This is a genomic window from Streptomyces sp. NPDC005408 (assembly GCF_040606445.1).
In the GTDB taxonomy this organism is placed as follows: Bacteria; Actinomycetota; Actinomycetes; order Streptomycetales; family Streptomycetaceae; genus Streptomyces.
This window is the reverse complement of record NZ_JBEXEX010000097.1, coordinates 1-12,745: the sequence shown is the minus strand read 5'-3', so window position 1 is coordinate 12,745 and position 12,745 is coordinate 1. Positions and strand designations below refer to the sequence as shown.

The 12,745-nt window shown below is 68.6% G+C and carries 11 protein-coding genes and 8 pseudogenes; 10 read left to right on the top strand and 9 right to left on the bottom strand.

Features of this window, described 5'->3' with window-relative positions:
* Positions 1–202 (bottom strand): annotated as a pseudogene (locus ABZS64_RS38245) (IS256 family transposase); the annotation flags it as partial.
* Positions 203–349: 147 nt separating this feature from the next.
* Between ABZS64_RS38245 and ABZS64_RS38240 the strand changes: the two are divergent.
* Positions 350–823 (top strand): cupin domain-containing protein, encoded by a 474-nt coding sequence (locus ABZS64_RS38240; protein WP_355839673.1) that lies wholly within the window; start codon positions 350–352, stop codon positions 821–823.
* A gap of 18 nt (positions 824–841) precedes the next feature.
* Here the strand turns inward: ABZS64_RS38240 and ABZS64_RS38235 are convergent.
* Positions 842–1,664, bottom strand: a pseudogene (locus ABZS64_RS38235) (transposase); the annotation flags it as partial.
* A 131-nt stretch (positions 1,665–1,795) separates the two neighbouring features.
* Here ABZS64_RS38235 and ABZS64_RS38230 point away from each other — a divergent pair.
* The gene (locus ABZS64_RS38230) at positions 1,796–2,338 is read left to right on the top strand and encodes a hypothetical protein (RefSeq protein ID WP_355839671.1); all 543 of its coding nucleotides are present in this window, start codon (positions 1,796–1,798) and stop codon (positions 2,336–2,338) included.
* An 89-nt stretch (positions 2,339–2,427) separates the two neighbouring features.
* On the opposite strand, the gene ABZS64_RS38225 is transcribed toward ABZS64_RS38230, so the two are convergent.
* From ABZS64_RS38225 to ABZS64_RS38210, 4 genes and pseudogenes are all read right to left on the bottom strand, one after another.
* The gene (locus tag ABZS64_RS38225) at positions 2,428–2,982 is read right to left on the bottom strand and encodes an IS630 family transposase (protein WP_355839669.1); all 555 of its coding nucleotides are present in this window, start codon (positions 2,980–2,982) and stop codon (positions 2,428–2,430) included.
* Positions 2,979–3,461, bottom strand: a complete 483-nt coding sequence (locus ABZS64_RS38220; RefSeq protein ID WP_355839667.1) for a helix-turn-helix domain-containing protein — start codon at positions 3,459–3,461, stop codon at positions 2,979–2,981. Before ABZS64_RS38220 ends, ABZS64_RS38225 begins: the two co-directional genes overlap by 4 nt.
* Positions 3,462–4,093: 632 nt before the next feature.
* A pseudogene (locus tag ABZS64_RS38215) lies at positions 4,094–4,386 on the bottom strand (transposase); the annotation flags it as partial.
* Positions 4,387–4,446: 60 nt separating this feature from the next.
* A pseudogene (locus ABZS64_RS38210) lies at positions 4,447–4,722 on the bottom strand (protein kinase); the annotation flags it as partial.
* A 741-nt stretch (positions 4,723–5,463) separates the two neighbouring features.
* Between ABZS64_RS38210 and ABZS64_RS38205 the strand changes: the two are divergent.
* From ABZS64_RS38205 to ABZS64_RS38190, 4 genes are all read left to right on the top strand, one after another.
* Positions 5,464–7,149 carry a penicillin-binding transpeptidase domain-containing protein gene (locus ABZS64_RS38205; RefSeq protein WP_355839665.1) on the top strand — a complete coding sequence of 562 codons (1,686 nt, stop codon included), beginning with the start codon at positions 5,464–5,466 and terminating at the stop codon, positions 7,147–7,149.
* Positions 7,150–7,225: 76 nt separating this feature from the next.
* Positions 7,226–7,492, top strand: coding sequence for an SDR family NAD(P)-dependent oxidoreductase (locus ABZS64_RS38200; RefSeq protein WP_355839662.1), 267 nt, complete (start codon positions 7,226–7,228; stop codon positions 7,490–7,492).
* Positions 7,401–8,282 (top strand): helix-turn-helix domain-containing protein, encoded by an 882-nt coding sequence (locus tag ABZS64_RS38195; protein ID WP_355839660.1) that lies wholly within the window; start codon positions 7,401–7,403, stop codon positions 8,280–8,282. The genes ABZS64_RS38200 and ABZS64_RS38195 overlap by 92 nt, the downstream gene beginning before the upstream one ends.
* Positions 8,283–8,492: 210 nt before the next feature.
* Positions 8,493–9,056, top strand: a complete 564-nt coding sequence (locus ABZS64_RS38190) for a hypothetical protein (RefSeq protein ID WP_355839658.1) — start codon at positions 8,493–8,495, stop codon at positions 9,054–9,056.
* 78 nt (positions 9,057–9,134) lie between these two features.
* On the opposite strand, the pseudogene ABZS64_RS38185 reads toward ABZS64_RS38190, so the two are convergent.
* Positions 9,135–9,221: pseudogene (locus ABZS64_RS38185) on the bottom strand (GNAT family N-acetyltransferase); the annotation flags it as partial.
* Between ABZS64_RS38185 and ABZS64_RS38180 the strand changes: the two are divergent.
* Both ABZS64_RS38180 and ABZS64_RS38175 read left to right on the top strand, forming a co-directional pair.
* A pseudogene (locus ABZS64_RS38180) lies at positions 9,219–9,419 on the top strand (hypothetical protein); the annotation flags it as partial. The pseudogenes ABZS64_RS38185 and ABZS64_RS38180 overlap by 3 nt on opposite strands.
* Before the next feature lie 88 nt (positions 9,420–9,507).
* Positions 9,508–9,666, top strand: a complete 159-nt coding sequence (locus ABZS64_RS38175; protein WP_355839656.1) for a hypothetical protein — start codon at positions 9,508–9,510, stop codon at positions 9,664–9,666.
* A gap of 334 nt (positions 9,667–10,000) precedes the next feature.
* Here ABZS64_RS38175 and ABZS64_RS38170 read toward each other — a convergent pair whose 3' ends face one another.
* The gene (locus tag ABZS64_RS38170) at positions 10,001–10,267 is read right to left on the bottom strand and encodes a cold shock domain-containing protein (RefSeq protein WP_355839654.1); all 267 of its coding nucleotides are present in this window, start codon (positions 10,265–10,267) and stop codon (positions 10,001–10,003) included.
* A 752-nt stretch (positions 10,268–11,019) separates the two neighbouring features.
* On the opposite strand from ABZS64_RS38170, the gene ABZS64_RS38165 reads away from it, so the two are divergent.
* Positions 11,020–11,373: a hypothetical protein gene (locus tag ABZS64_RS38165; protein ID WP_355839652.1), complete on the top strand. Its 354-nt coding sequence runs from the start codon at positions 11,020–11,022 to the stop codon at positions 11,371–11,373.
* A gap of 304 nt (positions 11,374–11,677) precedes the next feature.
* Here the strand turns inward: ABZS64_RS38165 and ABZS64_RS38160 are convergent.
* A pseudogene (locus ABZS64_RS38160) lies at positions 11,678–11,800 on the bottom strand (IS3 family transposase); the annotation flags it as partial.
* On the opposite strand from ABZS64_RS38160, the pseudogene ABZS64_RS38155 reads away from it, so the two are divergent.
* A pseudogene (locus ABZS64_RS38155) lies at positions 11,800–12,657 on the top strand (IS481 family transposase); the annotation flags it as partial. The pseudogenes ABZS64_RS38160 and ABZS64_RS38155 sit on opposite strands and share 1 nt — an antisense overlap.
* Positions 12,658–12,745: the final 88 nt, after the last annotated feature.

The following is a 12,745-nucleotide window of genomic DNA, read 5'->3' as shown; positions in this document are numbered from 1 at the left end:
GGTCGGTGATCTCACCCTCGAGAGCGGACTCCAGGAGCCGCTTGGTCAACTGCTGGAGCAGCCCGCCCTCGCCGGTCAGCTGAAGGCCCTCGGCCCGAGCCCGGCCCACCAGCTCGTCAATCAGCCGGTCGTCCACAGACTTCGACCGCGCCGCCTCAGACGGCTCGACGGGTTCCACCTCAGTCACGTTGTCGCTGGTCATCGATGCATCTTCCATGATCGGGAGTTACACCGAACGTTTTACAGTCCCCGGGCTCGAGGCGTCGGGCGGGCGCACCCGGATGGTGGCCTTGGGCCGCCTGGTCGGTGGGAACACATGGGGAGGTCCATCGAGGAAAGGAGCGGACTCATGGCGAGTAACGCCCACGTGCGCCACAGCGGTGCCGGGCAGGCATTCTGGATGCTGAACGGTCTCTACGAGGTCAAGGCCTCGAGCGAGGAGACCAACGGCGCGATGACCGTCATGGAGATGACCGTTCCGGTGGGTAGTGGCCCGCCACCCCACACCCACTCCGGGACCGAGAGCGTCTACGTCATCGAGGGGACGCTGCGTTATCACATCGCAGGCGAGACTGTCGAAGGCGGTCCTGGGTCCTTTTTCCACATCCTTGAGGGCACATTGGAGCGGTTCGAACCCACCAGCACGGCGCGGATCCTGGTCACCTACACGCCGGGTGGTATCGAAAAGTTCTTCGCCGAAGCCGGTGAACCGGCCCAGCGACGGGAGCTGCCGCCCCCGTCGGACACGCTGCCGGACGTTGATCGCCTCATCGAGATCGGTAAGCGGCACGGACTTCAGATGCAGCCGATGCCCGACGCCTAAGAGTTGACCGGCCGATCATGTTCGGAGCCAGATGGTGAGGGCTGCGGCGGTGCCGAGGTAGACGTAGCCGCGCTTGTCGTAGCGGGTGGCCACCGCCCGGTGCTGCTTGAGCCGGTTGACGGCCCGTTCGACGGTATTGCGTTTCTTGTACCGGTCTTCATCGAAGCCGGTTGGCCGTCCGCCGCGTGAGCCTTTGCGCAGACGGGCGGCCAGGCTGTCGGACTTCTCCGGGATGGTGTGCCGGATGCCCCGACGCCGCAGGTACTGGCGGCAGGGGCCGTTGCTGTAGGCCTTGTCGGCGGCGAGGCTGTCCGGTTTCTTGCGGGTCTGCCCGGCCCCAGGCTTCGGGACGCGGATCCTCTCGAGTACCGGCTTGACCTGGGTGCGGTCCGCCCGCTGCCCCGGCGTGATCACTAGGGACAGCGGGCGGCAGCGGCTGTCCGCGCTCAGGTGGAGCTTGGTGGTGAACCCGCCCCGCGAGCGGCCCAGGCCCTCACCTCCCGCACCACCTCCACCAGCCGGGCGTGCAGGCTACGCCACGGCCTTTCGTCCTGGTGTTCTGGTGTTTCGGCCCCCTTTGACGCGGGGGCCGGCGGCGGGTCGGTGCGGGCACCCGCCGCATGCTGGTGCGCACGCACGATGGTGGAGTCGACCGAGACGTCCCAGTCGATCTCACCCGCCGCGTCCGTCGCGGCCTGCACCTGCTGGAGCAGACGCTCCCACGTGCCGTCCGCCGACCAAAGCCGGTGCCGTTCGTAGACGTCTTCCACGGCCCGAAGCGTTCGGGCAGGTCACGCCACTGCACCTCGGTCCGCGCCCGGTGCAGAATCCCGTCGATCACCTGACGGTGATCCCGCCACCGGCCGCAACAAGGTCCTGGCCGCCCTCTCCGACAGGGCGCGCCGCGACGACCGTCCGGTTGCCGCGGCGCGCCATGTTGACCGGCAGCATCCCGGATGCTGGCCTGTCGTCATGAGCAACGGAGGCAGAGGTGCCCAGCTGCAGGCTTCCGCGCGGGGCTGGCTGACCGTACAGCTGGCTGTGCTGGGGTTCGTGGGGTTGTGCGGTGCGCTGAAGGGCGGGGGTTCGTCCTCCGCGCCGCGGGCAGTGGAGGCAGCCGCGGGGGTGCTGATCCTCGTGGCGCTGGTCGTTGCCTGCTGGGCGACGTACCTCGTGGCGCGGACCGCCTGGCCGCTGTTGGGACGGGCGGACGACACGGACCCGGAAGGTGAGACGGAGGTGCAGCTTGCCGGACGGCGGCTGCGCATGGGGCTCGTACTCACCTTCCTCGCCGTGGCGATGGTGGCCACGGCGACGACGTCGTCCTGGTGGCCGGCGGAAGCGGAATCCGGCGGCTCAGCCGGGCTTGTACGGGTCGCGACCTCGGAGGGCACCCTCTGCGGAACTCTGGCCTCCGGCGACGACGGCGCCGTGCGACTCCAGGTGGAGGGGCAGACCGTCGACATTCCGCTCGGCCGCATCGCCGCCCTTGACCCGGCGGCCGCCTGCACCTGACCTGCGCGCCAGTCCTGTCCGGTCGATCAGGCCGGATCAGCGAGCGGCGAGCCCGGCAAGATCGGCCGGACAGAGCCTAGCTGGGTTCCTCAAACGGTGTACACATATCGGCGATGTAGTCGGCGGGTTGGCGGTGCGGGTCTGCCCCAGATCCAGGGGTTGGCGCGGGAGTTGAGCTGGCTGGTTGCAAGGGTGGTTGCGTGTTCTATGTCGTCACGGTTGGCGAATGACCGGCCGGCGAGGGCGGCTTTGCGGAAGATGCGCCACCAGCCTTCCTGCAGGTTGAGCCAGCACGCGCCGACGGGGATGAAGGCGTGGTGGATGCGGGGATGGTCTTCGAGCCAGGTCCGGGTGGACAGGCTGTTGTGACTGGACAGGTTGTCGGTGACGATCCAGAGCTCGCCGGTCGGGTTGGCGTCTTCGATCTGTTGCAGGAACTGCTGGTACAAGACGCTGTTGCGGGAGGAAGCGGCCTTGGTGATCCGCTGGCCGTCCCGGACGCGTAAGGCTCCGTAGACCCAGGTTTTCTCGGGTCCGCGGCTGTAGTCGAGTTCCGCTTTGATCCGGTGCCCGTCGGGTGACCAGGCGGGTGCGGGCGGGAAGGTCCGCGGGATCACTGGCCCCAACTCGTCGGCGCAGATCACCGTCGCACCGTCGGGCGGGTGGGTGTAGAGGCCGATGATCGTTGTCCTTTTGGGACGAAGTCCGGGTCCTTCGATCGTGTCCAGGACCGGGTGCGGCGCCAGCGCACGCCTTCGGCGAGCAGGATCCGGCGGACCTGTGAGCGGCCCACCGCGATCCCTTCGGCCCGCGCTGCTACGGCCAGGGAATCTAGGGTCCACTCGGGTAGCCCGGACTCGTCGAAGGCCCATAGCTCCCCGACGGGCTCCCACCTCAGCCGCCCCGGCGGCACGGTTTTGACCAGGGAGATGATCCTCGACCGTTCCTCCTCGGTGATCCGTCGCGTGCGGCCCTGCCCGCCCAGGCTGTCCAGCCCTTGCAGGCCGAAGCGGTTGAAGCGGTGCAGCCAGCACCGAACCGTTTTCTGGCTGCAGTCCAGTTCCACGGCGATCGCCGGCACTCGTAGCCCCGGCCAGCTCAGCTCGATCATCCGGGCCCGCATCACTGCATCCCGCGGAGCCTTCCGTGCCCGCGACAATCGGCGCACGACGGCCCGTTCGTCCTCGTCACGCCCCGGTCGTGCCCGTAAAACCATCGTCCAGCACCCGCCCCCGAGCACCCTCAACTACCCCGCCACCAGGACATTTACCCAGCGAAAGAGGAACCCAGCACTAGGCGGCGGGAAGCTGGCCGAGTGGTCGGCCGGCATCGGCGCGGGCCGCGGCGACAGCTGCGAGCTCGGCGTCGTCGACGACGCGCCCGGCCCAAAACTCTGGAGGAACCCCTGGCTCGAGGCGCACCGTGGGGCCGTAGGCGTGTGCGGCCTCGTACAGGCACTGCAGAGTGTCCAGCCTCTGCACATCGAGAGCGCCAAGGTTGAGGCGCCAAGTCTGGGTATCCGGGTTGTAGTCAGCGAGTGAGCGCAGGACTTGTAGCTACTCCTCCCAGCGGCTGGGTGCGGCGGGTGCAGCGGTGATGGTGATCCGCAGGAGCCATACGGGCTGCGGGGGTTGAGGTGTGATCGGGGTCATGCTGGAACCGTAGCCGCAGGCGCTGAGCTTGTCCTTCATGCTCACGTAATCGAGTGCGCTCAGGCAGAGTAGGCGGCTTGACGGCAGTGGTGGCTGGCTCGGGATCGGGCTTGGTGGCGGCGATGGCGAACGTCGTGCCGGGCACGAGCCCCGCCGCCTGGAAGCGGTCGGGCTGGTCGGTCCATGAGCGGGGATGTAGAGCTCGCGGTCTTCTGCTGCGTGTCCGCGCTGGCCCGTGTAGACCAGGTAGACGGCGACCTGGGAGTTCTCGATCCGGCCTGCGGTGCCGGTGTACTGCCGCTGGACGCCAACGGTGTGGCTGCCCTTCTTCACGTCTCCGGTCTCGTCCACGACGAGCACCGCCTGATCGTCGTGCAAGTTCTCGACCACGTAGTCGCAGCCCAGTGCGTAGACGTCCGCGGCGGGCACGGCGGGGCGTCCCACCGCGCGTTCGGGTGCCAGGTAGGAGCCGGTGCCCAGGATCTTGCCGGTTGCCGTGAGGGTGTGGGAAGCGTCGTCGGCGAAGCGCGCGATCCCGACGTCTGTGATCTTCACGATGCGGTCGGTGGTGAGCATGATGTTGCCGGGCTTGTCGCGGTGGATCACGCCTTGAATGTGCGCCGCGGACAGGCATGCCGCCATCTGAGCGCCGATCCCGCCGGTTTCCTGGGGATCCAGGAGCCCGTGCACGGCCAGTTCCGGGGCCAGGCTCCAACCATCGACCAGCTCCATCACCAGGTAGAACCGACCGTCGTGGCAGCCGGAGTCGTACATGCTGACCATTTGGGGGGTGGTTGAGGCGGGCCACAGTCTGCGCCTCCATCCAAACCCGCTCGGCCGCCGCGTCGCCATCGTCCGCGCGGAGCAGCTTCACCGCCACCGGCCGGCACAGCGCCTGGTCGGTGGCGCGCCAGACCTCGCCCATGGCACCGCGCCCCAGCGGCTCGTCCAGCCGATACCGCTCCGCAACCAGCACACCCACACTCGCCCTCCGACTGCGGCGACGCCGACAGGCTCAGCCAACCAATGTGACATGGGAGCTTGGGGCGGCATAACTGGCCCCGCACTCCTGTCACACCACGTAGAAGAGCAAGGGGCAGGCAGACGGCGGGGGGACGCCCGGCCTGCCCCTTGCGTGGATGCCCGCACGGGGGGAACGGGCAACACCCGACCTTGCGCAATTCGGGTCCCTTCATAACTGCGCGGGGAGCGCCGGTAACGTCACACCTTCCGCGCCGCCGGGGCAGCTGCCGAACGAACGGCCCGGCAATTCCCCAACCGGTCAGGTGCCCATCAGCGCGTTGTCGACGATGGCGTGCATGAGGTGTCCGTCCAGCCAAAGGGTGATGGTGCGGGCTGCCAGCGCGAAGCCGACCTGGTGGCCGTGCTGCGGGCGGGGGGCTGAGTGGTGGACCCTGCCCCGCCGCCCCTAGGGTGGGGGCCTCGGTGAGGACGGGGGACAGCGGAGGACTTGTGGGCAAGAGAAAGCGCGCCGCGCGCAGCAGAACGAACCCCGCCGTGATCGGCGGGGTGGTCGCGGTGTTCGTGGGCGGTGCAGGGTTCGCCGCGTACAGCATGTACAGCGGCGACGCGGCGGGCGAGGACAGCACGGCCGACGGCACTGCGAAGACACTCAAAGCACGCCCGGTGACGGCCGCGGAAGTCCAGGCCACGGCCGATGGGTTCCTCACTGCCTGGCAGCGGGGCGACGCCGCGAACGCCGCAGCGTTCACGGACCGGACAGCGGCAGCACGGGCCGCGCTTTCCGGGTACCGCAAGGACGCGCACATCAACGAGGTGACGCTGACCCGCGGCAAGGCGTCCGGGCCGAAGGTGACGTTCAGGGTCTCGGCCACGGTCTCGTACAAGGGGAAGAGCAAGCCCCTCACCTACGACTCCGAGCTCACGGTCGTCCGGGCCGAGGACGGCAAGCCGCTGGTCGACTGGCAGCCGTCCGTCGTGCACCCGGACCTTAATGAGGACGACACGCTGGTCACGGGCGAGGCCGGGGACCCGCCGGTCAAGGCAGTGGACCGAAACGGCGCGGAGCTCACCACGGCGAAGTACCCCTCGCTCGGCACCGTCCTGGACGGCCTGCAGGAGAAGTACGGCAGAAAGGCCGGGGGTAAGGCAGGGGTCGAGCTGCGGGTGGTCCGTGGGGACAGCGCGAAGAAGAGGGAGCAGGGCACGGAGGAGAGCGAGGACCAGCCCCCCAGCAAGACGCTGCTGACGATGTCCAAGGGCATACCCGGAACGCTGCGGACCACGCTCCGCGCGACCGCGCAGGCAGCCGCCGAGCACGAGGTGGGCGAACGCGAGCGGGCATCCGTCGTCGTCATGAAGCCGTCGACGGGCGAGATCCTCGCCGCCGCCAATTCGAGCCACGGCTACAACACGGCGCTCCAGGGGTCCCTGGCACCCGGCTCCACGATGAAGATCGTGACTGCGTCGATGCTGTTGGAGAAGGACCTCACGTCGATCGACAAGCAGCATCCGTGCCCCAAGTACGCGTCGTACGGCGGCTGGAAGTTCCAGAACGTGGAGAACTTCGAGATTAAGAACGGTACGTTCCGTTCGAGCTTCGCTGCGTCCTGCAACACCGCCTTCATCACGCAGGCCGAGAAGCTCGACGACGACGATCTGACCAAGCAGGCCCAGCAGGTCTTCGGGCTGGGCCTGAACAACTGGTCGACAGGGGTGTCGAGCTTCGACGGAGCGGTGCCAGTGCAGAGCAATGCGCAGATGGCGGCATCGCTCATCGGGCAGGGCGGGGTACGGATGAACCCGCTCAATGTCGCGTCCATCATCTCCACGGCCAAGACCGGCATCTTCCGGCAGCCGTATCTGGTCTCGCCCGACGTCGACGACCGCACGCTCGCGACGGCCCAGCGCAAGCTGGATGCGTCCGCGCAGACGCAGCTGCACGAACTGCTGAGCTACACCGCGACGTCGGGCTCCGCCGCCGAGGCCATGGCGGGCCTGGGCTCGGACATCGGAGGCAAGACGGGCTCGGCCGAGGTCGACGGCGAGAAGAAACCCAACGGCTGGTTCACCGCGTGGCACGGCGACCTGGCCGCGGCGGCGGTGGTGCAACAGGGCGGGCGCGGAGGCAAGTCGGCGGGGCCGCTGGTGGCAGCGGTACTCCGGGCGGGCGGCTGACGCCCGCGCCCGCACCGGTGGGCAGGGGAGCCGCACGGCCTCCCCCTCATCCAGGCACTCTCGGCGATTCGGCTCCTTGACAAACGGCCTGTTCCCGCAGGCACCTGCGTACTCGGCTTCGAAGGCCGGACTGAATGCGGTGACCGTGCTGCTGGCGAAGGAGACGGCGGGCACGGGAGTGCTGGTGAACGCGGTCAACCCGGGCCTGGTGCGGACGCGCATGCGACCGGAGGCGGAACGGTCGCCGGAGGATGCGGCGGAGGACATCGTGTACGCGGCGACGCTGCCGGAGGACGGGCCGAGCGGGGTGTTCTTCCGGAGCGGGGCAGTTGATGGCTGGTGAGCCGCACTCAGTGATGGCTGGTTCCCGCTGCCGGAACAACACACTCCTGCAAATAGCGGGCATATTGTCCGCCGTGGAGACAGACACCGAAGTCCAGTCGGACCGCTCCGGCCGAGCGGTAGTGGACGGAGTATTCCGGTTGCTGGAGGGCCTCGCTGCGGGGCAGGGGCCAATGGGCCTGTCGGAGGTGGCCCGCCGTGCCGGGCTGCCCAAGGCAACGGCACATCGACTGTTGGGCCAGCTGGCGGCGGTGGGTGCAGTGGAGCGGGTTGCCGACCGCTACGCGATCGGCCCGCTGGTTGCCCGGCTCGGGCTGAGCTGGCAGTCGTATCCGGGTCTGCGGGCCGCGGCGGAACCGGTGACCCGGCGAGCCGCGGTGGCCGCGTCCTCGATCGCGGGCCTGAGCGAACTCCATCCCGGTGGGCCGGAACGGCTCGTTATGCGGCTGGGTTCCATTGGCGATCTCCCACAGGTCCAGGCCAGCCGCACACTGCCCTCGAACACCGCATCAGGGCTCCTGTTGCGGGCTTTCAATCCTGGGACACCCGCTCCAGACTTCCTGTCGGCGCGCGAATGGAACCGACAGCGTTCGTCCATAGCCGACCGGGGCGTCGCTGTCGCGGAACACATCGGCCCAGTCGACATCCGCTGCGTGGCAGCGCCGGTCCGAGCCCCGGACGGGCGGCTGGTCGCGGCGTTCTTCCTGATCGTTCCCAGTAGTCGGCCCGTCGGGACGCGGCTTACGGAAATGGTTCGGCTCGCGGGCCAGAGAATTTCCGCAGCGCTGTGAAAAGCAGCAGCGGCACGGTCCGCTGAACGGACCGCGGCCTTGGCCGCCCAGAGTGCCGTTCCTAGCCTGACAGCAATGCGCCTCGGCACGTTGCCGGGCCACCTGAACCGGGGGAGTCACCTCATGCATAGCGCCAAGCGTCCACGTTCATCATCCGCTCGAAGGGCAGTCGGTCTGCTCGCCGCTGTGGGCTTCATCAGCTTGGGTCTCGTGGCGCCGCCCGCTTCCGCGAGCGCCGCCGGGACCGGCGGCACGGCGGAGCCGGCGGCCGGCAGACACTGTGTGGTTCGCCTGTCCCAGGGCAACCAGATGTCGTGCTTCGCCACCTTCTCCGCGGCCATCGCGGCGGCTACCGGCGGCAAGGTCACCAACGCGCCGGCCGATCCGGGGTCGGCCATGGCCGACCCCGCCTTCGCCGCACAGCTCGATGAATCCGCGGCCAAGCGCCCCTCGTCCGCCCCGCGCTCGACGGCGACCACGCCGGGCAACACCGTCATCGGCATCGAGTACGAGCACATCGGCTTCGCCGGTTCGACGTTCGTGCTCACCTCCGACTACGGCTGCACCCCAGACCTCGACTACGCGGAGTGGGAGTACACCTTCTGGCGCACCTCGTGGAGCGACCGCATCTCGTCCTTCCGCACCTACGCCGGCTGCAGGGCGAACCACTTCGACGGCCCGTTCTACGACGGGGCGCAGACCGGTTACCAGGTCAGCCAGTATTACATCGGCGAACCCATGAACGACCGAACCACCTCGATCCGCTGGAGCTGAAACGGCGATGCCCGCTCCCCACCGGGGGAGCGGGCATCAGGCTGTCAGGCCTCGAGTTCAGCCGCTTGCGGGGCATCGTTACGGGCGGATCCGGTACAGCACGTTCCGACGCAGCGGCCCTTCGGGCACGCCCGGATCGTCGAAGTCGTCGGCGCGGTCACGAGTCTTGCGTGGATGATGCACGCCCGCCGCCATGCCCGGGACTACGAACGGCTTGTCCAGCACTCCGAGACCCTGATCACCTGGGCTGCCATCACCCTCATGACCGGGCACCTGGCCCGGAAAGGCGCCACTCCCAGCTGGACAAGGAAGCCTGGGGCGCGAGCCGTTGCGCTGATGGGTACTGCTCCGGCAGTGCCGTAGGGGAATGATCCGCTGCCGGAGCAGTACCCACAGGGCGTGCCTGCCCGCCGACGGACCGTCCGGTCTCGAGCTCACCCAGGTGAGCGACATGGCGAAAGCATGCGCGACAGCAGTCTGGACCGGCACCGGTTGCCGTCCCGGCCCGGTGCCGTCGAGTCACCCCGTCCAGGCGACCGACGCCGCTGCGGCGACGATCGTGATCACGGCCAGTGAGACCATCACCGTCCGCACCGCCCTCACCCGCTGAACTGCCAGGACGCGGCGGTAGACCCGCAGGGACCATCCAGGGTACGGGCGAACGGTTCTCCGCCCCTGGGCACTGGCGGGCCCGCGCATCAGACTCCCGCACGCAGGGGCCGGTCTGAGCTCGCCTGCAAGCCGGGCGTCGCCGGGACCCGAAGTCGGGTTGTTGCCGAAGGCTTCCATGCCCGCTCAACGACCCAACCCGGACCGGGCACCCGCACCCTCACCCGTTCGGCGGTCCGCCCGAATTCGGGCGGACCGCAACGGTGCAGGCGTGCGGGCGGGCCTGGCACTGTGACGGCGTCAGGCCCGCTGGCCGGGCTGCCTCATGCACCATTTCACTGCACGAGCCGCCCAGCTGCCGGGCGCGCGACCAGATCACTACCAGGTCCCTCGGTCGGCGGACAGCAATTGCGAGGGGCGGGGCGGATGTTGTCGGCGCGGACGCCTGCGGCGTCGCGGGTGAGATCGAAGAGCACCCGCTCGCCCGCGACCAGCGTGCTGTCCGCGTCGCCGTGGACTGCCGAGCGATAAGCGACGGCATCGGGGCCGGTGCCCTCCTGGGCGATGACGCCCATGCCCCGGCCGGGATCAAACCACTTCACCACGCCACATGGCACAGACGCCCCCCAGTTTGTGTCGACTCGCATGGGGGTGCACTCAGCGTCCGCCCGCGCCCGATCGGACGCAACCCGCGTGCATCCTGGCGCGCGAAGCAGGCACCCAGCGCCCGTGTCACCTCATCACCACTGCAATTCGACGACGGGCCCAAAGCACCACGGATCAGAGTCACGCGCTCACCACAAATTCGCGCATAGCGGTCGCCGGCCTGTACCTAAAGGGCACCGGCTGTGGTCGGCCGACGGCACTTGACCCGTTCAGGTTGATCATCGACAGCCTCCAGGGTCCCCAGGAGATCGCCCGGGGCGGCCTGTTGTGCAAGCACTTGGCCACCAAGACCACCCCCGTGAACGACCACCCACGACTTGTCTCATATCCCGAAAGGCGCACTGTCCGACTATCCCAACGGCGCACAAGGGCGCGTGAAGGGATGTAAAGCGTGAACGGCATCAGCATCCGCCGACGGATCTCGGCCTCTGCGGTTCAAGCACCTGCCAAGTAGGGCTCACTCACCAAGTGGCGGTTTCCTCGCCGTCATGGGGGTGATCGGTATCCGGCCCCTGCGTCGAGCGTGCCGGGGAAGTGGCCGGTCCGTTCTCGGCCGCATCCGTCCGGTCATCTCTCTTGTGACGAGATGACGTAGGGGACATCCGGGTGGAAGTCCCCTTGTGTCGCAACTGTCCTCAGTCCCTGTGCCGTCGTCCTCTGCAGTTGCACGACGACTGAGGAGGCACTCATGACTGGGTTTCAGGCACTCGCCACGACTCCGGCCGCGCTGTTGGATCTCGACCCATACCGCTTCCCTGGCGCGTTCATCGACGACCGGCACGAGGAGACGTCGACGGCCCGCGGCTCCATGGCGTTCGGCGACGACCCGCTGCCGGCGCCTGCGCCCTCGAGCCGCCTGTCCATTCGTCTGGAGCCGGCCGACCGCCGCCGGCTGGAGCTGCACGCCACTCTCACCACGGCAGGTATCGCGCCCCTGCCGGGCGACCTCGACGCCATCGAGGCCCTGTGCACGCTGGACGACACCACCCACATCGCGCTCCGGCGGTGGCTCAGCGGGTTTGACAACCTCTGGCAATCATAAGAATCGGCCGTTTGAATCCGCCACTCTCCGCCTCCCTGCCCAGGCCGCTCTTGGTCCGGGACAGTCGGCCACTTCGTCGGCTGATCCCGGACAGGCAACGCCACGGCTCGCGAGTCTGCTGTTCTCCATGGAGCCACCGCGCCGAGGAGGGGCCTGGGGGGAGGGGGGTCGGCCTGGTAGTCGTACGACGGACCGCAGTTGGCCTTGAGCCCGCAGCGCTACGCGGTGCTGGAGCCGGCTGAACCGTTCCGGGTTTGATGGAGTGGTATGACGTGCCCCACGGTTTGGGTTCCAGCCGCAGTGGCTAACTGGCGGCGGGGATGGTGTCTTGCTCGAAGAGTAGTTCGTACTCGATCGGGGTGCGGTAGCCCAGTGCTGAGTGGCGCCGCTGTCGGTTGTGAAAGACCTCGATGTACTCGAAGATCGCGTTCCCAGGTCTCGCCGACCACGGCCCAGCGGTGGGCGAACCGCTACCGCAGGCTCGGCGAGGCGGGTATGAGTGACCGCTCGTCCGCACCGCATCACAGCCCCCGCCGGACGCCGACCCGCACCGAGCGGCGGATCATCAAGGTCCGCGTCCTGCGCCGCTGGGGACCGGCCCGCATCGCCTACCTGCTGCGGCTGAACCCGTCTACGGTGCACCGGGTCCTGACCCGCTACAAGCTGGCCCGCCTGGCCCACCTCGACCGTGCCACCGGACGTGTCATCCGCCGCTACGAGCGTTCCGTGCCGGGCGAGTTGGTGCACGTGGACATCAAGAAGCTCGGGAACATCCCCGACGGCGGCGGCCACCGGACGCTCGGTCGCCAGGCCGGCCGCAAGACCCGCTCCGGAGCCGGCTACAGCTACCTGCACAACGCCGTCGACGATCACTCCCGCTTGGCCTACGGCGAAGTCCTCGCCGACGAGAAGAAGGAAACCGCCACCGGCTTCTGGGACCGGGCCCAGGCGTTCTTCGCCCAGGCCGGGATCACCGTCGAGCGGGCACTGACCGACAACGGCTCCTGCTACCGCTCACGCGACTGGCGCGATGCCCTGGCGGCGGCCGGGATCACCCACAAGAGAAGCCGGCCCTACCGGCCCCAGACCAACGGCAAGGTCGAACGCTTCAACCGCACCCTGCTCGACGAATGGGCCTACGCAAAGCCCTACCGCACCGAACAGGAACGACGCGACGCCTGCCCCGCCTGGCTCCACACCTACAATCACCACCGCGGACACACCGCGCTCAAGGGCCAACCACCCGCCAGCCGCGTCCCCAACCTCACGGGTCAGTACACCTAGGCGCTGTTTCTCGGATCTCCTGACGTGAGTGGGGTGTTGGGGCAGGCTGGCGGTATGGGCCGTGGGGATCTGACGAATGCGGAGTGGG

Coding starts and splice junctions, on each gene's coding strand:
- ABZS64_RS38240 (WP_355839673.1), top strand. CDS start 350: ATGGCGAGTAACGCCCACGTGCGCCACAGCGGTGCCGGGCAGGCATTC.
- ABZS64_RS38230 (WP_355839671.1), top strand. CDS start 1,796: ATGAGCAACGGAGGCAGAGGTGCCCAGCTGCAGGCTTCCGCGCGGGGC.
- ABZS64_RS38220 (WP_355839667.1), bottom strand. CDS start 3,461: ATGCGGGCCCGGATGATCGAGCTGAGCTGGCCGGGGCTACGAGTGCCG.
- ABZS64_RS38195 (WP_355839660.1), top strand. CDS start 7,401: ATGCGGCGGAGGACATCGTGTACGCGGCGACGCTGCCGGAGGACGGGC.
- ABZS64_RS38175 (WP_355839656.1), top strand. CDS start 9,508: ATGGCGAAAGCATGCGCGACAGCAGTCTGGACCGGCACCGGTTGCCGT.
- ABZS64_RS38165 (WP_355839652.1), top strand. CDS start 11,020: ATGACTGGGTTTCAGGCACTCGCCACGACTCCGGCCGCGCTGTTGGAT.